Raw genomic sequence first — 22,384 nt, 5'->3', positions numbered from 1 at the left:
AAAGATGGCATCTTTGCAGACAATTGGAGGTTGAATAAAATTGAATAGGCAAGAAAAAAGCACCAATGCACCAAGCCTGCTCCGCAATCGGTTCCTGCAGACGATTCTACTCTCTAGTGTGCTGCTGCAGATCGGCATTTGGGTCCGTAATTTCGCTATTCTTCTGTATGTTGCAGATAGGACAAACAATGATCCTTACGCCATTTCGTTAATCAGCGTAGCAGAATTCGCACCTATTTTTGTTTTTTCGTTCATCGGAGGAACATTTGCCGACCGCTGGAGGCCGAAGCGAACGATGATCTGGTGCGATTTATTATCTGCGGTATCGGTATTTGCAGTACTTCTGACCGTACATTACGGTTCTTGGCATTCCGTCTACCTTGTTGCATTTATCTCGGCGATTCTATCACAGTTCTCCCAGCCTTCAAGCATGCGATTGTTCAAGTATCATGTGCCGGAAGAACAGCTGCAGCAAGGGATGGCTTTATTCCAATCACTCATGGCCATCTTTATGGTGCTTGGCCCTATGCTCGGCACCTTCGTGTACAGCACGTTTGGCCTTGAAACGTCAATCGCTATAATGGGTGTGGTTTTTCTGCTATCCGCACTCGTCCTTGTTCGTTTGCCTGAGGATAATCTGAAACCTCAAACGACCGCCGCAAAAGGGCAGTTCCGTAAAGATTTCATTGAAGGCTTCCGCTATGTCTGGCACAGCCAAGTGCTGCGTATGCTCGGACTCGCGTTTATTCTCGCCGGACTGGCAGTTGGGGTAGCCCAAGCGCTCAACCTGTTTATCGTAACGGAACGGTTGGGCAAAAGCGAGGAGTTCCTGCAATATCTGCTGATGGTGAATGGCGCAGCCATGCTTATTGGGGGCGGGGTCGTAGCCGTCTTCGCGAAGCGGGTTCCGCCGCAGCTCCTACTGGCGATTGGTATGCTGGCAGGCGCGGTCTGCACAATTATTGTCGGGTATTCGACAAGCGTTCCGGTCACGCTGACCGTTCAATTTCTGAACGGGCTTGTGTTCCCTTGTATTCATATCGGGATCAGTACAATGATTCTGAAATGGTCACACAGCTCCATTGTCGGCCGGGTAAATGGGGTTCTGAATCCGATGTTCGTAGGCATGATGGTCGTTTCCATGTCTTTCGCCGGCGCGTTAAAGGATGCCTTTTCGCTGGGTACGATCTATAGCGGGGCAGGACTATTATTTTTCCTTGGCGCACTGGTCATGGTGCCGATCATGAACCAAAAAGCGCCGGATCATGCACATGCGGTACAAGAGACATAACATCGCGATGTCTATATGTAAGGTTTAATAACGCACAAATAGACCGCCTCCCAGGGCGGTCTATTTGTTTTTTCAAGCCTCTATTTCTTCATACTAATCTGAAAAACATCCCCTGCCTCTCCGCCGAAAACAATCATTCCGCCTTCCGGGAGGACAACGGATTTGTCTTTATTCACGATAGAGGAGTACACAGGCATTCCTTTGCCATCGTAAACGATAACCCCTCCACTTGTTGGAGCTTCAACGCGCATGGTTTTGGCAGCCGATTTGGCATCAATCTTGAACCATATGGCGTGACCGTTATCCTCAATCGTACAGATCGATGTACCTCCGCCGTAGATCGGATTCACGGCATCTTCACTAAGGTATGCCTGCCCGTCAATCGTCAAATACTCTTTGTTGTCCTCGGTATGGAAGCTCAAATCGAAGGCATCCCTTCCGCTCATCACCGGAATTTCGGCGGCATTTACGGCTGTATGCTCATCAACAATTCTGGTGCCTGACGCATAGCCGTTTGCACTATCCACAGTGATAGTCCGGATTAAAATGACAGGGGAGAGATAGAACAGCGAATTGATCTTTTCATCCAATCCATAGTAATTTTTATGGTTCCTTTGCTCCCATGCAGCTTTTGTTGCCGACTGTAGAGGATTGGCATCCAGCTTCTGGTATTCATAGGTGACCATAACCGCTTGCCCGATTCCAGGGAAATCCACATATGCCTTCAGCTTAAAATAGATCTTTCCGTTTGATTGTTTGTCAAAGCTTACTGCCGCTTTGCCGTCATTGCTTTTGAATTGTCCATTGCCCGTATACACATAGGTTTGTGGAGGGATAATTCCCCCTTCCAGTGCGGGCAGCTTCATCTCGCCGTTCTTCATCTCCACATTCAGCGTTGTGCCGACAGCGCCGTATAATCCGGAATACGCGAGCTGCTCCGCCGGCATGTTGACCTTTACGGAAGGTTCAAAGGTGCGGTCCGGTACAATTCCTTTGATCTGGCCTTTGTCCTGCAAATATTCCAATAGAACATTAGATGCAAAAACAGTATTATACAGCGAGCTCCCGCCCGATGACAGGACGGCGATCGAAATATTATGTTCAGGCAATGTAGTCAAAGCCGCATGATACATAACGGTATCCCCGCCTTTGGATAATGCCTTGATGCCGTAATCATCAAACGGGGCCAAGCTGACGGCATCCCAGCCAAGACCATAGTTAAAGCTGTTTGTCTCCTCTGGCACCCAAATGCCTTTTCTGTATTCAGGGCTTTGCATCGCGGCAGCTGATTTCTCCGATAAAATATCGGTTCGGTTTCCGATCAGTACATCTCCGAAAGCGGCCAGCTCTTCAGCAGTGGAGTAGAGCCCGCCTGCACCAATGACGTTGGCATTCTCAACGGGCAAAGCCTGTTCCGTTCCAGGGTAATAGGTTTTCGCTAGCTTTTCTCTGTCAAAAGCACTAAGCGGTGTTTTGGTGGAGGTTAATTTCAGAGGCTGGTTAACCTTCTGATCCAGAAATTCGGTATAGCTTAAACCGCTTACCCGTTCAACCAGGATTTCCAGCAGTTGAAATCCATCGTTGCAATACACCGAATATTCGCCCGGTTTGGACTTTAAGTGTTCTGATTGCAGCCTCATCAATAATTCATCACGGTTCCGGGTGTCATTGTCATCGAACAGCATGCTGTTGGCATAATGACTGCCGTACAGTCCTGAGGAATGATTCATGAGCATACGCGGGGTAATTTCCTTATATCTTTCATCCGCCATGCTGAACTCCTTGATATACGTGACAAGCGGCTGATCGATATCAATTTTGCCCGCATCAGCAAGCATCATCGCGGCAGCCGTTACATACATTTTGCTGACCGAGCCGATGCCGAACATCGTGTCTTTCGTAATGGGAGTGTTGGCTGCTTTATTGCGGACACCCGTGCTGTCGGATAATACTATCTTCCCCTTATCCATAATAGCGTACTGCAAGCCGGTTACCCCATAGTCGGACACGATCGCCGAAGCCAGCTTGTGGGCTTTCTCCAGCGCAGTATCCTTATGGGCTTGTGCTGAGGCCTGATTCCTGGGTATGGGGATGGCTATGAGCATGGCACTCATCACAACAGCAATGATTTTTTTCATTCTAACTTCCTCCTTCGCATCCTTAAGTGTATTTATCTGGCTGGTATTCAGCATACAAGAGAGGAGGCGGGGAATATGCAAAAACACCCTGAAACGCCAAAAAACAATCCCTAAACAACAGCCTGTCTAGGGATTGCTCGTCCAAAAGGGCAGCATGACCATATTGTGAAAGGTTTTTTGCTTGGTTTCAATAGTCATATGTCCGCCGTATTTGTCGCATATTCTGGCGATGTTCGTCAGTCCGATGCCGTGATTCTCCGGGTTTGGTTTTTGGCTGCGAAAATAGGCGACATCCTGCTCCATATAATTAACAATGTGGATGAACAGGGCGGTGTCATTGGAAAAGATAGTGATCACCACGTACCGGTCCTCTGCGATTTTCACCTGTTTGGAGGCTTCTATCGCATTATCCAGCATATTTCCGAGCACGACGCATAGGTCATAGCGGTCTATAGAGAGCTCAGGAGAAAACAGGTTCAGCTTCGTATCTATCCGTATGCCATTCGCTTGTCCGATGTTAAGCGTGTTTGTCACGAGGGCATCGATCACCAAATGGCCTGTATTAACCCTCTGATAGGCGCCTTCGACTTTATTTAACGTCGTTCGGATATGCTCCAGTGCTGCCGCCGGCTCATTTCGCTTAATGCATTCCTCGATATAAAGCAACTGCTGGTTCGTGTCGTGAATGATCCTTTTGATCGATTTAAAGCTGTGCACAGTTTTTTCGTAATTTGCGTCCTGATAGTCCATCTGCTGCTCCAGCCGGGCATTCTCATGCTTGAACTGAAATTTATCAACAATCGTATCAAAAATATAGATGATCATCACGTTTATAAACAGAAAGCCGATAGCGGAAATAAAATAATGGATGTTCATCTCATTGTAATTTGTGAGTACATTAAGCTGGTAGATACTGATGATAGGGATGAGGATAAGCAATATATAGTAACGGTAGTGCAGGGAGAAGCTCCTGCGTTTGGCAATCAGCCGGATAATCTGAATGACGGCAAACATCATCGTAAAGCTGAGCAGAGTTGCCTTGAATAAGAGAAACTGGTTCTGATCATCTACTGTATCAAGCCTGTTAAGGTCAACCGAATCCAATACATAAAAAAAATAGATCGAAATCATATTAATGATAGACATTAACACGCCATAAAGCACGGTAAAAATAATCTTTGTCTTGATTTCCACGTTATAGGCTTCCGCCAAACAGAAAATGACCACTAAAGCCAGGATCGAAGAGATCTGAAAGGGAACCGGAACAGAGAGATACACGTAACCAAGCACTCCGAAAACCAGAAAGTACATCCACCGTTTATGTTTTTGGGCAGACTTGCCGAACACCGAGTTAAAGAAATACAGGATCTGAAGGCCCATGACAACCTCAACACACAGCACAACCAACCAATTGTCAGCGATCATATCCGTGGACCTTCATAATCATAAATTTGGTGTAATAGTCTTTTACCTCTTTCAATTTAGAGCGGCCAATCGGGAATTCCATCCCACCCGTCATAAGCACAACTCCGCTGGAGAACTTTCGCACATGAAGCAGATTAATGATCACCGAACGGTGGATCTGCAGGAAATGATTGTCTTTGAGTGCCAGCGCATACTCGGCAAGAATGCCTTTGCCTTCATAGAGTTGATTAAGGGTAATAAAATTCAGTTTGCTTTTTATAGTTAAGCTTTTGGCAGCCTCGATGGCAATGATATCATCATACTTCAGCACAACCTCTTCATAGGCCGACTTGATGATCATAAACTTTTTCTCAAGGGCCTGGAAGTATTGGCATAACTTAATGACCTTTTCCTCAAAGATCTGGGGAGCAATGGGCTTGATTAAATACTGGAAAGTCATCACATCAAAGCTTTCCACCATATATTCCGGGTAATTTGTCAGAAAAATAATTTGCTCATCCAGATGTTTTAACCCTCTTATCCGCCGGGCAGTCTGGATCCCGTTGATCCCTGCCATTTCAACATCCAATATTAAAATGTGAAAGGGAGGTTCATTATGCTCATAATGAGCTGCAAGCTGCTCCCCGAATTGAATTCCTCCATTTCAAAATTGATATTTGCCTTGATAGACAAAGCTATCAGCATGCCTTTAACTAACTCTCTCTGTTTGTCCTCATCATCGCAAATAGCCACCCGGTACATAGGAGTTACACCTCTCATTTCTAACGCCGTCATTCTGGAACCCTTACTAACTATCATACAAGCTTTTCGGCGGGAATAAATCGCTTTTGGCTGAAATGCACATTGAAATCCCTTAACTGCATTGTGGCCATGGGGCTATAAAATTGTTTACATGACTCCAAATGGTGCCCTATAATCAAATTCATGATTAGGAGGCTATGCCGCGCTTGAACAAACTATTAGATGAGGAAGAAGAATGAGTTGGACAGCAGTAATTAATACTACCCGGAAGGATGATGAACATGAGTGAATCGAACCAGGAGTATATCGTAATCTCGGGTGCGAGAGAAAACAATCTCAAGAACGTATCTCTGCGCATCCCTAAGCGGAAGATCACGATCTTCACCGGAGTATCCGGATCGGGCAAGTCATCGATTGTCTTTGATACCATTGCCGCAGAATCCACGAGGCTGCTGAATGAGAACTTCAGCATGTTTGTGCGCAATTTCCTGCCCCGTGTTCCCCAACCGGATACGGACGCGATCGAGAACCTGAGCATGGCTGTTATTGTGGATCAGAAGCGCCTAGGCGGCGGTTCCCATTCCACGATGGGCACGATTACCGATATCTCTCCGATTCTCCGTCTTCTCTTCTCCCGGGTGGGCCAGCCTTATGTTGGACAAGCGCATATGTTTTCCTTCAACGATCCGCAAGGCATGTGTCCCGAGTGCAGCGGCATCGGCCGCAGGCTGGGAGTAGACATGAGCAAGGCGCTGGATATGTCAAGATCGCTCCTTGAAGGGGCAATTATGCTGCCGGACTATTCGGTGGACGGCTGGGACTGGAACATGCTTGTGAATTCAGGGTCCTTTGATCCCGATAAGAAGTTATGCGATTATTCGGAGGAAGAGCTGGAGTTACTGCTGTACGGCAAGGCACGGAAAGTTAAAATGGATTTTGCCGGGAAGGCGACGAACATTACAGTGGAAGGCGTCATCGAGAAGTTCACCAACAAATACATCAAGCAGGACTTGAAGACCAAGTCCGAGCGCACACAGCGGGCTGTTGCGCCGTATATCTCCGAGGGTCCTTGCAACAGCTGCCGTGGTGCGAGACTCAGCCAGGAGGCGCTCGGCTGCAGGATCAATGGACTCAACATCGCAGACCTGTCTTCGATGGAGGTCGGACAGTTGATCCGTGTCATCCGGGAGATTGATGATCCCATCGCCGCGCCGGTCATCAAGGCACTGACGGAGCGGCTGCAGCATCTGGTGGATATCGGACTGGACTATTTGACACTGGACCGGGAGACGGATACATTGTCCGGCGGCGAGTCGCAGCGCGTCAAGATGGTGAAGCACCTCAGCGGCAGTCTGGTGGATGCCACTTACATCTTCGATGAACCCAGCGTCGGATTGCACCCCCGCGATGTGCACCGGTTAAATGAATTGCTGCAGAAGCTGCGCGACAAGGGTAATACCGTGATTGTCGTCGAGCATGACCCGGATGTGATCAAGGTGGCGGATCATATCGTCGATGTTGGTCCTTACGCTGGCAGCCGCGGCGGTACCATCGTATATGAAGGAAGCTTCGGGGGCTTGCTGGAGGCAGGCACGCTGACAGGCACCCATTTGAAGCGGCCGCTCCAACTGAAGCAGGATTGCAGACAGCCATCCGGCAAGCTGTCCATCAAAGATGCCACATTGCACAACCTGCAGAACGTGAGTGTAGATATTCCAACCGGAGTGCTGACAGTTGTTACAGGTGTCGCCGGTTCGGGGAAGAGTACCCTCATTAACGAAGTATTCCTGAGTCAGCATCCGGAGGCGATTGTCATCGACCAATCGGCGGTAGGAGTGTCAACACGCTCGAATCCTGCGACCTACACGGGCATTATGGATGATGTGCGCAAGGCGTTTGCTTCTGCCAACAAGGTGAGTCAGGGCTTGTTCAGCTTCAACTCCAAAGGGGCCTGCGAGAACTGTCAAGGACTGGGTGTTGTGTATACAGACCTGGCATTTCTCGACAGCGTGAAACTGCCTTGTGAAGTATGCGGAGGCAGACGGTTCAAGGAAGAGGTGCTCGCGTACAAGCTGAACGGCAAGTCCATTGCAGAAGTCCTGGAGATGACTGTGGAGCAGGCATTGGAATTCTTTCAGCTAAAAGAGGTTGTGCGCAAGCTCCAGGCGATGAGCGATGTGGGCCTGAACTATATTACACTCGGCCAGCCGTTAAGCACACTTTCGGGTGGGGAATGCCAGCGCATCAAGCTGGCAAGCGAGCTGCACAAGAAGGGCAGCATCTATGTGATGGACGAGCCGACGACCGGCCTGCATATGTCAGATATCGGTCACCTGCTGGAGATCATGAACCGCCTCGTGGATGCCGGCAATACGGTAATCGTCATCGAGCATAACCTCGATGTGGTCAGCCAGGCGGATTGGATGATCGATATGGGACCGGATGGAGGCAGTAAGGGTGGTCAAGTGGTGTTCGAGGGTACACCTCAGCAGATCATTCATGCAGAGCAGTCAATCACGGGGAGATATTTGATGTAATCCGGGCTAGAGGATTTGCCTCTAACCCGGCCGGATGATTGAATTACGGGACAAGTAGAAACGGCTATGCCGTCCTTAAACGGACGGCACCCGTTTCATTAATAGTATTCACAGCTGAAATCTGTAAATTCCGCATGGGAATCGGGACTTTCACCAGTGACATACATCCCGATCAGTACACCGGTGAACCCTCCTGCTACTTCTGAGGAGAGATATTTCGTGTGCGCAGATCCAAGTAAAATCTCGGTATCATCGATTTGAGCATAGAAGTGATAGTGAGTAGGATTAGATTTGATAACCAGGGTTGCAGAGTTGCAGTGGCCCAGCTCTACAGCTTTTTCAATTGATTTAATATCCCCGACATTCAGCCGTTCAATAATCTCGTATCCGTGATCATGGTTACGCAAGGCCAGATCATAATGGTGATTTTCGTCCATATAGAGAGTGATACCGGCTTCGCCGTTAGTAAGGCTGATACGGCATGAAATCACTCCGTTGAAGTCTTTCTGGCGAATCCCGATAAAGGTCGGGGAGGAGGGAGTATCCAGCGTCACTCCAGTTCCTTTGAGCCGGATTTTATCGGGTTCTAACAGATAATTTCCTGGGACCGGATGACGCAGATAACACCAGTCCAGATTCCAGTCAGTGTTCTCAAACGTGAAGACCTTTTTCTCTTGTTGAATGATGGTGTCTGCGATACGCTCTGTCTCGAAGCTCATAAGAGTGGTGCCACTATGACCTGCTGTAAACCAGCCGTCATCACCAAAAGTAACTGGGGTCAGAAATACCTCGCGTCCCAAGTGATGATACGTAAGATACTGTCCGGTCTGCCGGAATCCGAGATGAATAAGCCACCAATTCTTATCTGAGTCTTGAACCAGATCCCCGTGTCCTACCCCTTGCAGTTCATAACCGCCTAAATTACGATTGGTCAGTACGGGATTATTCGAATAGTCTTCGAACGGGCCGGAAGGAGAATCCGCCCGTGCATATGTGATCATATGTCCATATTCGGTTCCTCCCTCAGCTGCCAAGAGGTAATATCGTCCGTGAATTTTGTACAAATGAGGGCTTTCCAGATATCTTCCGCCCGATCCCTGCCATACCGAGCGGCTAGGTGTCAGCTTGTGTCCGGTTTCAATTTCAATTTCGCACTGGATAATACCTCCAACTCCATAATCATCTGTCCCATTGCTCATGAAGTACGTTTTGCTGTCTTCAAAGTATAAATCCGGATCGATTCCCCCTTGATCCACATGAATGGGTTCAGACCATTCACCGTAAATATCATCAGTCCAGACATAGAAATTCTGGCGTGTAGTATCATTGGTAGTTGTCATGTAGAATCGGCCGTTGTTGTAACGCAGGGTGGGAGCAAAGACGCCGCCGGAACTGTCCACAGTGTCTAACTGAACCTGGCTTGTCCGGGTTAGGCAATGACCGATTTGTACCCAATTAATCAGGTCTTTACTTTCAAAAATCGGCACTCCAGGGAAATACTGAAAGGAACTGCAGACCAAATAATAGGTGTTGTCCACTTTGCAAACGCTTGGGTCGGGGTAGAAACCTTTAATGACCGGGTTATTGTATTTCAATTGTCCACCTCTTTTTTAAATTAACATAAATAAGAATTCAATAGGCTGGGGATTAAGAAAATTAAACACTATTAACCCGCAAAATTCAATGGAACCGGACTGGAGTTTCATGTTAAATTAACATATATATGATTTCAATCGATAACGGTCAGGAGATTATATTAATGATAAAAGCGAATGGGGACCCGGAGTTCCTGCTATTATATGAAGCGCTGGCCAGCGAAGTCAGGTGGAGAATTATGGGGTTCATCGCTGACCGCGAGATTAATGTGAAGGATATTGCAGCAAAGCTAGACCTTAGTCCTTCCATCGTCACCATGCACATCCGAAAACTCGAACAAGCCGGATTAATCGGCTGCCGCAGGGTGCGTATAAATGGAGGGACACATAAACTGTGTTTTCTGAAACAAAAAAACATCGAGGTCGAGCTGCCATCCGCCAACCATACCACGAGAATAAAGGAGCAAACGATTTCAGTCGGTCATTATACCGCTTTTGAAGTTCATCCTACATGCGGGCTGGGGACCCTGGAAAAAGAAATCGGAATTTGGGACGACCCTCGCTACTTTCTTGATCCCGAGCGTGTTCACGCTGCTATTTTGTGGTTCGGGAGGGGCTACGTAGAGTATAAAACACCTAACTACCTGCTTCCGGATCAGACTCCGGAGGCCATCGAAATTTCGATGGAGCTGGCTTCGGAAGCGCCCGGATTGAGAGACCATTGGCTATCGGATATCCAATTCACATTCAACGGTGTCCGGCTTGGAACTTGGACAAGCCCGGCAGACTTCGGGAGAGCGGCGCGCGGCAAATATACACCGGAATGGTGGCATCGGAATGTGAATCAATACGGATTGTTGAAGACGATACGCATTGACGCACAAGGAACATTTATGGATGGAGAGCGCATGTCGGATGTGACGGTTGAGGATATCAAGCTAAAGGAGCAATTCTGGACACTTCGTTTTACGGTGGACGAAAATTCCGTTAACATTGGAGGATTGACGCTATATGGGGCTGGATTCGGCAATCATGACCAGGATATCGTGATCCGCATGTATCTGGGCGATAGCACGTACACACAGGAATAGCCTGATTTCACAATTTAGTGATATTTTCGTACAAGACACATTTGAACATTTACACCACCTCTTTCATAGCATGTAGCAGTTGATAAGGAGAGGTGGTTACTAATGGAAATACCAATAACCGGCTTTGTTATGCATTCCGGTGATTCCGATTCCGAACATTCGCACAAACTTTTTATTAATTCGTGGGACGGAAGACCCGTAAATCTTCATGTTCATCCTTTTAAAGGAAATACCACAGTTGATGATGGGCATTACCACCATTACGCCGGAGTAACAGAGCCGGCTCCAAGCGGTGTTCCGCATGTTCATAATTATTATGCAGAAACATCATTTAACGATCAACATACGCACTTAATCAGGGGAACTACAGGACCAGCAATTCCCTTGCCGGGTGGGCATTACCACCGCTTTGAAGGGTATACAACAATAAACGGCAGAACTCCCCACGCCCATAGGTACAGTGGAAATACTGGAGACGAGAAAGAGTACCGGCAGTAATCAAATCAGCCACAGGTGAAGGTTCGGCTCTTCCGAAGACATCTATTAATTTAAAATCTTTAGTAACAATGGCGGGCTGCTACTTTTCTTGTTGTATTGGCTCCATCAGCGGACTGAAGAGCCCTTATTTTGCCAAAAATCTTGCCTTTTTAAGCGGATACGGACTCAGGAGGCGTTATATCGTTCGATGGAGCCTGGAATAAAGGGAAAGGGACAAATAAAGGCATCTCAGTCCGTTTGTCCTGCGGAATGGAAGAATTCTCCCCGAATAAGGGCTTTCCTGTCCGCAACAGCTGCGGATAAATCGTGAGGGAAGCTCATCATCGTGTCCGCAGAATGACCCATACAATAATCATACGGCCCACAATGCATGTCTTAACTGACTTCTGGACGAGCGTTGTGCATGTGGTATAACAATATAAGCTCTAAGCAAGCCAAAATCAATCCAATTTGACAGTAGGCAAGGATTTTAAATTTGATTATACTATTAGTCTTGAGATGAATGGTATGACCAGCTATTGAGAGGGGAGGGTTATAAACTTCTCTCAAGCAGGGCGCCTACCTGTTTGGCCATTACCTCCGGCGGATAGGGCATCCCGTTTATGATCCACCATTCAATTACGCCTACATAAGCGGTTCCGGCATACTGAAGAATCACATCATCCTTTAGATTATTATTTTTGCCGCTCTCCCTGTCAATCTCACATTGAAAGCCTGCGATACAGTGAGCAAGAAGCCGGGTTCTAAAATAGGACGGGCCTGCCCCTTTACTGGTTAACATTGTGGAGAAAAACAAATGGTTTTGCTTGAAATATTCAAAATAAGGAATAAAAGCATCCATCCAGTCTTCATCACATGCCCATTTATCCATCTCTGCGATTTCATTAATGTGCGACTCAATGAGCTTGTCTAATAAATCATATTTGTCCTGATAATGCAGATAAATGGTACCCCGGTTCAGATTAGCGCGGTCTGCGATGTCCTGGATGGTGATATTGTCGAAATCTTTTTCACCCATTAGCCCGATAACCGCATTCTTCAAAGCTTCCTGGGTTTTCTGAATTCTCCGGTCCGGCTTTGCCATCATTATTTCCTCCCATAATCAACAATTTCAAAGAATCTGTTGATATATCAACAGATCGGTCATTTTTAACCATTGAATGTAGACTGCTCCCCTCTATAATAATAGATGAAAGTTGAATAAACAAATCATGTTGTTTATATAATTACAGGAGGTGCTGCAATGATTACTGTTAATGCACGTGCTACATTTAGCCCGGAAGGTCCGTTCAAACTCACCACCATAGAGCGGAGAGAGCTTCAGCCTCATGATGTCCTCATTGAGATTAAGTATGCCGGGATTTGCCATTCTGACATTCACACAGCCCGCGGCGAGTGGGGACCGGTTAACTATCCGCTTGTTCCAGGGCACGAGATTGCCGGAATTGTCTCTCAGGTCGGCCCGGAAGTCACAAAGTATGTGGTTGGCGACCGGGTAGGGGTAGGCTGCATGGTCGACTCCTGCGGAGAATGTGCTAATTGCCATAAGGGCGAAGAACAGTATTGTCTGCATGGGATGACGGGTACTTATGCAGCCATAGACAGATATGGCCAATATACACAAGGAGGTTATTCCACCCATATCGTCGTAACCGAAGATTTCGTGGTCCGCATTCCAGACGGCATTGAGCTGGATGCTGCAGCTCCGCTGCTCTGTGCCGGCATCACGACATACTCGCCGCTTCGCCATTGGGGAGCAGGTCCAGGGAAGAAGGTCGCTGTTGTTGGACTTGGCGGGCTTGGACATATGGCCCTGAAGCTTGCTCATGCTATGGGGGCTGAAGTTACGGTTTTATCGCAGACATTGAAGAAAAAAGAAGAGGCTCTGGAGCTGGGTGCAGATTATTATTATGCTTCAAGCGACCCGGAAACGTTTAAACAGCTGGCTGGCTCGTTTGACCTCATTATCAATACAGTGAGCGCAAAGATTGATATCAATGCTTACCTGTCGCTGCTGACGTTGGATGGGACGCTGGTCAATGTTGGAGCGCCGGCAGAACCATTGCCGGTCAACGCAATGTCACTTATCGGTCACCGCCGGTCGTTTGCCGGATCGATGATAGGAGGAATTCGGGAAACGCAGGAAATGCTTGATTTCTGTGCCGAACACCATATTGCTCCTGAAATTGAGATCATTCATGCCAATCAGATTGATGAAGCTTGGGAGCGGGTACTGGCTTCAGATGTCCGGTATCGGTTTGTGATCGACATCAGCACGATGGGGAATGAATAAGTTTGATCATAGCAAAAAATCAAGAAGCACGCCTACATTGGTGTGCTTCTTTTAATTGATATTAATCTTAAAAGATTTTCTCAGACTTGCGGAATTGGGGTATAACAGGCCCTTAATTAAGGGCAGTATAAGCGTATTCTCCCTTGTAACCCTTCTAAGATTTCTTCCGGCACTTCCCTAACCCGGATATCCCCGCCCAGGAACAGCAGCCAATTTGTGATCTCAGCCACTTCTTTGGGCTTATCAACATTGATACAAGTCCTTAGAATGGCTGTGGTCTGGTAAGGATTTGTATAGGAAATTGAGACATGTATAGGATGGTATTTTTTGAATTGGGCAATCGCCTCTGGACCAAGCTCAAGGATAAGGTTGATGACTTCTTCCTGCTTGCTTAGCTTTTCTTGAATCTTTTTCTTGCTTAATCTTTTTTTCGACGGGTAGGGGATGACATTAGTGAGATGGTCGACAGGATAGATCTGTTTCTTTTCTTCCTGTAAGTCAAAGCCTTCAATCAGCCAGAGGCTTTTTTCACGATAAAGGTGCAAGAGATAAATGGGAATAGACTTGATCTCCTTCTTTTCTTCGATGGTGATTAATAGATAGCTGTCCACAAGAAGGATTTGGATCAGCTGTTCTAACATAGGATGGGGGAGGTCTGAAAGATCAAGCAGGTCGGGATTGTTCGGATTGGTCCCTTCAAAAAGCAGGATTTGATTCAAATGAAATAGGTCATCTTGCTGGTTTTCGGAGATGAGGCCCAGTAATTTTTCCGCTAAAGACTGGCGGCTTTTCAGATAGGGGAGCTGCTGATTTCTTGTCGCCATAAACGCAATAAAAAGGGCTTTGACCTCATTGCCGGTAAAGCGGACTTCGGGAAGGACAGAGTTGCGCATGACAAAATATCCGCCATCCCTTCCAACTTCAGCGTCAAGCGGCATCCCCAAGGCCTCAATTTCCCGGATATCCCTAATAGCTGTAGAACGGGAGATGTTGAACTCCTGCATAATTTCAGAAATGGTAAAATGGGCACGATTGTTGATATACCGCATAATGACGTTTATCCGTTCAACTTTTTTCATCAGCACTCCTAAACAGTATCATTTTTTGACATGATTTAAGGTTATTATATAGTCATCAAGTGATGAAGACAAATCATTTGATGAATCCAAGAAAAGAGGAGTTTTGGAAAATGGCAGAGTATACCTTGGAGCAAAAAGACAGCTTTACCGTTATAGGTTTAGGAACTGAGCTTAAGAGCGATTATACAGACTTCGTTGGCATCAACAAGGAAAAGACAGATTTTTGGCAGACCGTAAGCCAAGATGGAAGGCTTGAGCAATTAAAATCCATATCCACCAATGACTACGTATTTGCTGTGAGCGAAGCGGTGAACGGCAAAATGATGTATTATGCCGGCGTCATGACCGAGGCAGCGGCACCGGAAGAGGCCAGAGTAATTCAATTTCCAAAGGGAGAATACCTGGTTGTTAAAGGGGAAGCGCAGACAGCCGATGAATTAAATAATAGGCTTGCAGGCGTTGCCTTTGGACAAGCCTTGGGGGAAGCAAAGAATGTTGCCTATGTCGGGGGCCCTAACACAACGGTTGAGATGGGACATCGCAACGGCTTGGTTTATGGGGAAATGTGGATTCCTGTTGTAAGGAAATAAAGAGAGAAGAGGAGAGAGGGAATGTCCTATATCGTTGATTTCAACAATGTATCTACGGTTGGTTTAGAGTCCTCACCCGTAGCAGAAGCACTTGCCGGTTTGCGTGCTAATGAAGCCCGCTACTTTATGAACAAATACAAGCATGAATTTACGGTGGTACCTGCCAGCGAAAGCCAGGAGACCCTTGCTTATGTGAACCGGATTTTAAAAGAAGAACGTGACATTGAGTTTTCGGCCAAGCCTTTAGAAACCTCGCGTTTTCAAGTGGAAAATATCCAATTTACCTACGTCTTTTATGAAGATGGCCTTTCGATAAACGTTATGTATACGGTGGATGACCCTAAGAAGCGTGCTGTTGGTTTTAAGCTTTCTGAGGGGATGGAGGTCCCTAAGGAGTTAGAAACAAAGTTTAAGTTTGCCAGACAGAAGTCCAAGCTGGCTGGAACGATCCGGGGTTCGTTTTTTGTAATCAAAGGTGAATATTAAAGTAAGCAAAGGGGCAAGCGGAGGGGGTTAGGGATGGAGGATACAATTCCATCCCTAATTTTTTTATTTTTCTTTCAGCAAAATCGTAAAGGAGCTTTTTTTCACGTTAATATTGATTTTGGCGGCACCATTGCCGTTTTTGTATCGCCATGGTTTACCATTAGTAAATGCCGGCAAACCGGGGGAAGTGGAGACAGAACTATCCTTTGCGGTTACGTTTACCGCATAGTTTTTGGCTTTTGCGTCAATGCTCACTGAGCCGGAACCGTTAGTGTGCGCGAAATCGATTACTTTATTAAAGCTCTCCGGAATTTGAATGCTCATAGAGCCATTGTTATTTGTCAGGTGAAGATTTGCATTTAATTCCGGCAGGGACACACCCGAAGCATTGTCATCTACCGTAATATTATTGTAAGACTTGTCAGGTATATAAATATTGATCATATCTGTGAGCCCTTCAGGAATGGATGCCCCTTGAGGAGCCTTTAACTGCTCAACTTTAATCTCCACATTTGAACCCGTAACCTTTGAGGTAATGCGGTGCATCGCCTTATCGTATTCGTACCGAAACTGGCCGTTTTCAGAAAACTTTACCTTAACATTAGCATCATCGACATGTAATTGTATATTTTTAACCTTCTGTGTTTCAGATGGTGAACTTGCATAAGCTCCCACGAAAGTAAAGCTGCAAAGAAACAGGATCGACAGCAGGACAGCGGCGCAAACAGATAATCGCGACTTCTTCTTGTAATTCATCAACATCTCCAGCCTTTCTTTTATTAGCTTGGCATTGTCCCCCATAGGAAGAGAGATCTCACAATTTCCGCGTTTTCCGTGTGTGTTCAGAGAAGCAATAAGTGCATCACCATATCCTATGCGACTGTCAAAATCCAGATTGTGAATAACGCTTTCGTCACATGACAGCTCGCAGCACCGGTCAATTTCTTTTCTTATCCTATACACCAGCGGGTTAAACCAGTGGATGCAAATCATGAATTGAATTAACCATTTATATATGGCATCCGACCGCCTATAATGCGTCAGCTCATGCCGGATAATCTGCCGCAGCTCGTCATCATGAAGCTCCAGAGCAGGAAGAATGATGGCCGGCCGGAAAAATCCGATCAGCATGGGGGAAACAACTTGCGCATGGATATAAAGGGGTATTTTTCTTCGTATCCTTGCCGCTTCCAGTTCTTCTTCATAAATGTTCAAAAGTGCCTGATCGGCCACTTTATTAGTTCCTAATCTTACAAATCGTATAAATCGGCGATAGCTCCTAACTTTGCGCAACAAGAGAATAAGCGCTGCAGCGAGCCAGATCACCCATAAGTTATTTAAAATATCGCTCCAATATGTAGGCTTCGTAGATGTTTCCGTTCCGGTATTCTGCAATACCTGATTTGTAACTGGCAAAGGATCAGCAGATTGATCGGCTAGATTGGCTCCATTTCCTTCAACGGGCTTCTTTTCATCCATTTCAGCTGACATAACCGCCATATTCTGAAAATGAGCTGAAAGCCCGCCGATCAAAGTAACCTCTGGTGTGAAAGGGAGCAGGAAGCGGAAAATCACGACCAGCCAAATATAATATTGCCATGTCTGGCTTAGTCTCTTTTTGACAAAGGGTTTGATGCCTAACATAATAAGCGCAAGGATCGAACCGGAGAGGGAGAGAGAAAGAATGGTGATCAACACAACATTCATTTTTCGGTTTTCCTTTTCTTCCAGTAATCCCCCAAGTCTTCTATATCCTTTTCAGATAAAATATTGCTGCCCAGCATCGCGGAAACGAGGTTTTTGGCACTTCCGCCATACACTTTGTTTAATAAATCGCTAGTTCTCTCTCTCGCATATTCATCTTCCGTAACTCGCGCGGAATAATAAAAGATTTCTTGCTTAACTTTCTCTACAACACCCTTGTCACACAGCCGTCTTAGCAAAGTCTGTATAGTGGCTCTATGCCAGTTGTTGTCATCGTTTAGAGCATCAATAATTTGCCGTTCTGACAATGGGGTACTGTTTGCCCATAGTACTTTGAGAACTTCCAGCTCTGCATCAGAAATTTTCTCGGCAGGGTTCATTTCATCACCTCTCTTGTTGGTTGCTTACAAGTGTAAGCTCAGTATCAGCTTACATTTGTAAGCTGGCTTTGTCAAGAAGTGGAAATGACAACAAGCCGGGTAAAAACTGAGGTTGAGTCCCTATATATGAACCCCGCGCAACTTCAAATCGCGGAAAAACAAAAAAAGAACCTGAGTAAAAACCTCAGGTTCTTCCTGTATTGCATATATGCAGGCACGGTGATATAATCTATTTGCCACTTTTACATCTTGTTATGACATAAATATCTTATCTTACATTTCAAGTGTAACATGCCGGCGGAATCCTTGTCAACAGTTTTTTTCTCAATTTAATGGTTCAGGGGAGATTATGAATGAGTGATTTGGTTCTCGGTTTTCAGGAAGTGGAACATTCGCAGCTATTGCTTGTTGGCGGAAAAGGGTTGAATTTGGGGAAGTTATCAAATATTGAAGGAGTACAAGTCCCCGAAGGATTTTGTGTTACGACAGCGGGATATCAACAAGCCATCGGGGACAACGAAATGTACCATGCTTTGTTGAACCAGCTAACCTTGTTAAACGTAGAAGATTGGGATCAAATTCGTGAAATCAGCGGAAAGATTCGCCAGCTCATCATGGAAGCAGAAATTCCTTCCGGGGTTGTCACAGCAGTCACTCACTATCTCTCCCGGCTTGGTGATGAACTTGGCTTTGCAGTGCGTTCTAGTGCGACTGCTGAAGATTTACCGCATGCCTCTTTTGCAGGCCAACAAGACACCTATTTGAACATCATCGGCGTCGAGGCAATCCTGAAGCATATCAGTAAATGTTGGGCTTCCCTGTTTACAGACCGCGCGGTTATCTACCGTATGCAAAATGGAATTGACCACAGACAAGTATATTTATCCGTTATCGTTCAAAAAATGGTTTTCCCGCAGGCCTCAGGGATTGTATTTACCGCTGATCCGATGACCTCGAACCGGAAGCTGCTGTCGATCGATGCCAGTTTTGGGCTTGGGGAAGCACTGGTCTCCGGCTTGGTATCTGCCGATTATTATAAGGTACGGGAAGAGGAAATCGTCGAGAAGAGGATTGCAGCCAAAAAACTGGCTATCTATGGACGACAAGAAGGCGGAACTGAGACCCGGCAGCTCGATCCCGGTCAGCAAACGGCTCAAACCCTTACCGATGGGCAAATTTTACAGCTGGCACGCATTGGAAGACAACTTGAAGCTCATTTTGGCTGCCCGCAAGACATCGAATGGTGTTTGGCCGATGGTACTTTTTATATTGTCCAGAGCCGGCCGATCACTACTTTATATCCGATCCCCGAAGCGAATGATCAGGACAAACACATCTATCTATCTGTTGGCCATCAACAAATGATGACAGATCCCATAAAACCTTTGGGATTGTCTTTTCACCTTTTAATGACTCCAGCGCCGATGCGTAAAGCCGGAGGGAGGTTGTTTGTTGATATTACACATAGTCTGGCTTCACCTGACAGCAGAGAAAATTTATTAAAAGCCATGGAACAACACGATCCGCTCACAAAAGATGCAATTATGACCATAATCGAGCGGGGGGATTTTATACAATCGTTACCAGATGATAGAAAAGAACAGACTCCTGGTACAAACAATAAAGGTGCGTCGTCCGCAGGAAATCAAGCACAATTCGAAAACGATCCGGCCATCGTTTCAGAGCTGATCAAGCGTAGTCAAACTTCGATAGAAGAGCTGCAGCACAACATCCGGACAAAATCAGGATCGGATTTGTTTGATTTTATCCTGGAGGATATCCCGCAATTAAAAAAGATCGTATTTGACCCGCGAAGTACGGCAGTGTTTATGTCTGCTATGGATGCTTCAGCATGGATCAATGAAAACATGAAGAAATGGTTAGGGGAAATCAACGCCGCCGATACGCTTTCTCAATCGGTACCAAACAATGTTACTTCGGAAATGGGCTTGGCGCTATTGGATGTTGCAGATGTGATTCGTCCTTATCCGGAAGTCATTGATTATTTAACACATGTAAAAGAGGATCATTTTGGGGATGAACTGCTTAAGTTGGAGGGAGGACAGGAGACCCGGGACGCTATCCAAGCTTATCTCGACAAATACGGAATGCGCTGTGCCGGGGAAATCGATATTACCAGGACACGTTGGAGCGAGAAACCAATTACCCTTGTCCCGTTGATTCTCAGCAATATCAAAAACTTTGCGCCTGGGGCCAGTAAGCAGAAATTTGAGCAGGGCAGACTGGAAGCTTTGAATAAAGAACAAGAGATATTGGACCGATTAATGCAATTACCGGATGGCGAAGAAAAAGCCAAAGAAACCAAACGAATGATCGACCTCGTCCGGAATTTCATCGGTTATCGTGAATATCCCAAATACGGCATCGTCAGCCGCTACTTTGTTTATAAGCAGGCTATAATGAAAGAAGCCGAACAACTCGTACAAGCAGGCGTTATTTATGAAAAAGAAGATATCTACTATCTCACTTTTGATGAACTTCACGAAGCCGTACGCACCCATAAACTGGATTACCAGATCATCAGCAAACGAAAAGAAGAGTACAAAGTATATGACAAACTAACCCCGCCGCGAGTGATCACATCTGACGGTGAAATCATAGCTGGTAAGTATAAACGGGAAAACCTGCCGGCCGAAGCTATTGCAGGTCTGCCTGTTTCTTCCGGAATTATAGAGGGACGGGCGCGTGTCATCTTAAATATGGAAGATGCTGATCTGGAAGACGGGGATATATTGGTCACCTCTTTTACTGACCCAAGCTGGACGCCATTATTTGTATCCGTAAAAGGCCTGGTTACCGAGGTCGGTGGACTGATGACCCATGGAGCCGTAATCGCACGTGAATATGGCTTACCGGCAGTTGTCGGGGTGTTGAATGCTACCGGACTGATCAAAGACGGGCAACGAATTCGCGTGAATGGAACAGAAGGGTACATTGAAATATTGTAAGGTCTGAATACGTCAAAGTAAGACCTGGGTCATACTGGAAGATAGTAATTCATCCTGTTAGGGATAAAAGGGCGGCGGTTATCCTGTCCGTCCTTTTATCCACCTATTTTGGCTTAACAAGTCACTGGAGAGAGTGAAGGTTCTGTGAAATAGATATCGTGTATTGACAAAATATGGGGTAATATGGAATACTGTACTCGAAACAGCTTGCCACTTTGCGCAAACGTTACCACATCCTCCTCCAGCCCTTCTTTTCTAGCTCCTAGCATTACATGACTATAAGTCTGCTTTTATATAATCCGCTTATGTAAGCGAATACATAAATTCACCGGTTCCGTGTCTAGCATTAGCTCTGTTTTATGGCCAGCTTCACCGGCTGTAAATATATAATACTAGAGGAGAGTGTGTTATGAAGAGAAGGACAAGAAAACTGTGGAGCATTGTTGTGGTTGTTGCGTTGTTGTTGCAGGCATTGAGCTTGACGGCGGTTCTACAGAACAATGTTCTAGCTGCAGATGAGAGCAGTGTACAGGCGGCAGCGGATTACGGATTGCCTGCTAAAACTTCAGACGGTGTCATCTTTCATGCATGGAACTGGTCATTTGACAACATTACAAGGAATTTACCGGCTCTCGCTGCAGCAGGTTTTAAATCTGTACAAACCTCTCCTATTCAACCCACTAAGGAAGCTTCGAATGAAGGCAGCAAATGGTGGCTTCTCTATCAGCCGACACACTTCTCGATAGGGAATGCACAACTCGGGTCAAGGGATCAATTCAAAAGAATGTGTGACGAAGCCAAAAAATACGGTATAAACATCATCGTCGATGTGATCGCTAATCATACAGCCAATGCTGGTGGCGGGGGCGATACTTATAAACCAGCCAGCAATGTCGATCCGGCGATACGCGACAATCGATATTTTTGGCATGAAGCCAGAGGCGTGGAGAACTGGAACGACAGATGGCAGGTTACGCAGTGGGGCGTTGGTCTTCCAGACTTGAATACATCCAATCAGGAACTGCAGAATATGATCATTAATTTCCTGAATGATGCCGTTTCGCTTGGGGCAGACGGTTTCCGTTTTGACGCAGCGAAGCATATTGAGCTGCCCGATGATCCATCCGGCTCAGCCTCAAACTTCTGGCCCCGTGTGCTGGGTTCACTCAACAATAAAAACAATCTGTACATTTATGGTGAAGTTCTGCAGGGAGGAGCAGACCGTTTCGCAGCTTATGCGAATTATATCAACCTTGCGGCTCCATCCTATGGACACAGTATTAGAAATGCGGTCGGATTTGGAAGCGTAATCAATGTAAATAGTGCCACATCATTCAATGCAAATGATGTAAATCCGTCTAAACTGGTAACCTGGGTAGAATCTCATGATACGTATGCCAACAACAGCAAAGAATCAACTGGCATGAATGATTGGCAAATCAAGATGGGCTGGTCGATCATCGCGGCCCGTGCACACTTTTTGACAGACCGGTGGGAAGCGGTACCCTGGGGCAGCCGGGAAGTACGTTATGGCAGGACCCGGATATCGTTGCCGTGAATAAATTCC

16 protein-coding genes and 1 pseudogene are annotated in these 22,384 nt (G+C 46.3%); 9 read left to right on the top strand and 8 right to left on the bottom strand.

Annotated elements, in window-relative coordinates; translation table 11 throughout:
* Positions 1–40 precede the first annotated feature (40 nt).
* Positions 41–1,291, top strand: coding sequence for an MFS transporter (locus JI735_RS25080; RefSeq protein WP_039836934.1), 1,251 nt, complete (start codon positions 41–43; stop codon positions 1,289–1,291).
* A gap of 80 nt (positions 1,292–1,371) precedes the next feature.
* Here the strand turns inward: JI735_RS25080 and JI735_RS25075 are convergent, their stop codons facing one another.
* From JI735_RS25075 to JI735_RS25065, 3 genes and pseudogenes are all read right to left on the bottom strand, one after another.
* Entirely contained in the window at positions 1,372–3,429 is a 2,058-nt protein-coding gene (locus tag JI735_RS25075; protein ID WP_202676548.1) for a serine hydrolase domain-containing protein, read from the bottom strand.
* 126 nt (positions 3,430–3,555) lie between these two features.
* Positions 3,556–4,854 (bottom strand): ATP-binding protein, encoded by a 1,299-nt coding sequence (locus JI735_RS25070; protein WP_039836937.1) that lies wholly within the window; start codon positions 4,852–4,854, stop codon positions 3,556–3,558.
* A pseudogene (locus tag JI735_RS25065) lies at positions 4,844–5,595 on the bottom strand (LytR/AlgR family response regulator transcription factor). The gene JI735_RS25070 and the pseudogene JI735_RS25065 overlap by 11 nt, the downstream one beginning before the upstream one ends.
* A gap of 281 nt (positions 5,596–5,876) precedes the next feature.
* Here JI735_RS25065 and JI735_RS25060 point away from each other — a divergent pair.
* Positions 5,877–8,132 (top strand): ATP-binding cassette domain-containing protein, encoded by a 2,256-nt coding sequence (locus tag JI735_RS25060; protein ID WP_039836939.1) that lies wholly within the window; start codon positions 5,877–5,879, stop codon positions 8,130–8,132.
* A 98-nt stretch (positions 8,133–8,230) separates the two neighbouring features.
* Here JI735_RS25060 and JI735_RS25055 read toward each other — a convergent pair whose 3' ends face one another.
* Positions 8,231–9,727: a glycoside hydrolase family 43 protein gene (locus JI735_RS25055; RefSeq protein WP_039836940.1), complete on the bottom strand. Its 1,497-nt coding sequence runs from the start codon at positions 9,725–9,727 to the stop codon at positions 8,231–8,233.
* A gap of 164 nt (positions 9,728–9,891) precedes the next feature.
* Here JI735_RS25055 and JI735_RS25050 point away from each other — a divergent pair, with 164 nt between their 5' ends.
* Both JI735_RS25050 and JI735_RS25045 read left to right on the top strand, forming a co-directional pair.
* Positions 9,892–10,818 (top strand): ArsR/SmtB family transcription factor, encoded by a 927-nt coding sequence (locus tag JI735_RS25050; RefSeq protein WP_039836941.1) that lies wholly within the window; start codon positions 9,892–9,894, stop codon positions 10,816–10,818.
* Between the two features lie 102 nt (positions 10,819–10,920).
* Entirely contained in the window at positions 10,921–11,316 is a 396-nt protein-coding gene (locus JI735_RS25045) for a YmaF family protein (RefSeq protein ID WP_083886806.1), read from the top strand.
* A 532-nt stretch (positions 11,317–11,848) separates the two neighbouring features.
* On the opposite strand, the gene JI735_RS25040 is transcribed toward JI735_RS25045, so the two are convergent.
* A complete protein-coding gene (locus JI735_RS25040; RefSeq protein WP_039836942.1) occupies positions 11,849–12,400 on the bottom strand; it encodes a TetR/AcrR family transcriptional regulator in 552 nt (183 codons plus the stop codon).
* A gap of 159 nt (positions 12,401–12,559) precedes the next feature.
* Here JI735_RS25040 and JI735_RS25035 point away from each other — a divergent pair, with 159 nt between their 5' ends.
* A complete protein-coding gene (locus JI735_RS25035) occupies positions 12,560–13,609 on the top strand; it encodes an NAD(P)-dependent alcohol dehydrogenase (RefSeq protein ID WP_039836943.1) in 1,050 nt (349 codons plus the stop codon).
* A 116-nt stretch (positions 13,610–13,725) separates the two neighbouring features.
* Here the strand turns inward: JI735_RS25035 and JI735_RS25030 are convergent, their stop codons facing one another.
* Positions 13,726–14,688, bottom strand: a complete 963-nt coding sequence (locus JI735_RS25030) for a helix-turn-helix transcriptional regulator (RefSeq protein WP_039836944.1) — start codon at positions 14,686–14,688, stop codon at positions 13,726–13,728.
* Positions 14,689–14,798: 110 nt separating this feature from the next.
* On the opposite strand from JI735_RS25030, the gene JI735_RS25025 reads away from it, so the two are divergent.
* Together JI735_RS25025 and JI735_RS25020 are read left to right on the top strand one after the other, a co-directional pair.
* Positions 14,799–15,278, top strand: a complete 480-nt coding sequence (locus JI735_RS25025) for a GyrI-like domain-containing protein (RefSeq protein WP_039836945.1) — start codon at positions 14,799–14,801, stop codon at positions 15,276–15,278.
* 21 nt (positions 15,279–15,299) lie between these two features.
* Complete coding sequence (locus JI735_RS25020; RefSeq protein ID WP_039836946.1) at positions 15,300–15,764, top strand: DUF8821 family protein; 465 nt, start codon at positions 15,300–15,302, stop codon at positions 15,762–15,764.
* 63 nt (positions 15,765–15,827) lie between these two features.
* Here JI735_RS25020 and JI735_RS25015 read toward each other — a convergent pair whose 3' ends face one another.
* Both JI735_RS25015 and JI735_RS25010 read right to left on the bottom strand, forming a co-directional pair.
* Entirely contained in the window at positions 15,828–17,471 is a 1,644-nt protein-coding gene (locus JI735_RS25015; protein ID WP_051052005.1) for a M56 family metallopeptidase, read from the bottom strand.
* Positions 17,468–17,848 (bottom strand): BlaI/MecI/CopY family transcriptional regulator, encoded by a 381-nt coding sequence (locus JI735_RS25010; protein ID WP_039836947.1) that lies wholly within the window; start codon positions 17,846–17,848, stop codon positions 17,468–17,470. Before JI735_RS25010 ends, JI735_RS25015 begins: the two co-directional genes overlap by 4 nt.
* Before the next feature lie 353 nt (positions 17,849–18,201).
* Here JI735_RS25010 and ppsA point away from each other — a divergent pair, with 353 nt between their 5' ends.
* Together ppsA and JI735_RS36300 are read left to right on the top strand one after the other, a co-directional pair.
* On the top strand, positions 18,202–20,817 hold the full coding sequence (gene ppsA / locus JI735_RS25005; protein WP_039836948.1) for a phosphoenolpyruvate synthase: 2,616 nt from the start codon (positions 18,202–18,204) through the stop codon (positions 20,815–20,817).
* 409 nt (positions 20,818–21,226) lie between these two features.
* Entirely contained in the window at positions 21,227–22,375 is a 1,149-nt protein-coding gene (locus JI735_RS36300; RefSeq protein WP_051052007.1) for an alpha-amylase family protein, read from the top strand.
* Positions 22,376–22,384: the final 9 nt, after the last annotated feature.

Source organism: Paenibacillus sonchi (assembly GCF_016772475.1).
Lineage (GTDB): Bacteria > Bacillota > Bacilli > Paenibacillales > Paenibacillaceae > Paenibacillus_AQ > Paenibacillus_AQ sonchi.
This window is presented reverse-complemented; position numbering and strand designations above follow the sequence as displayed.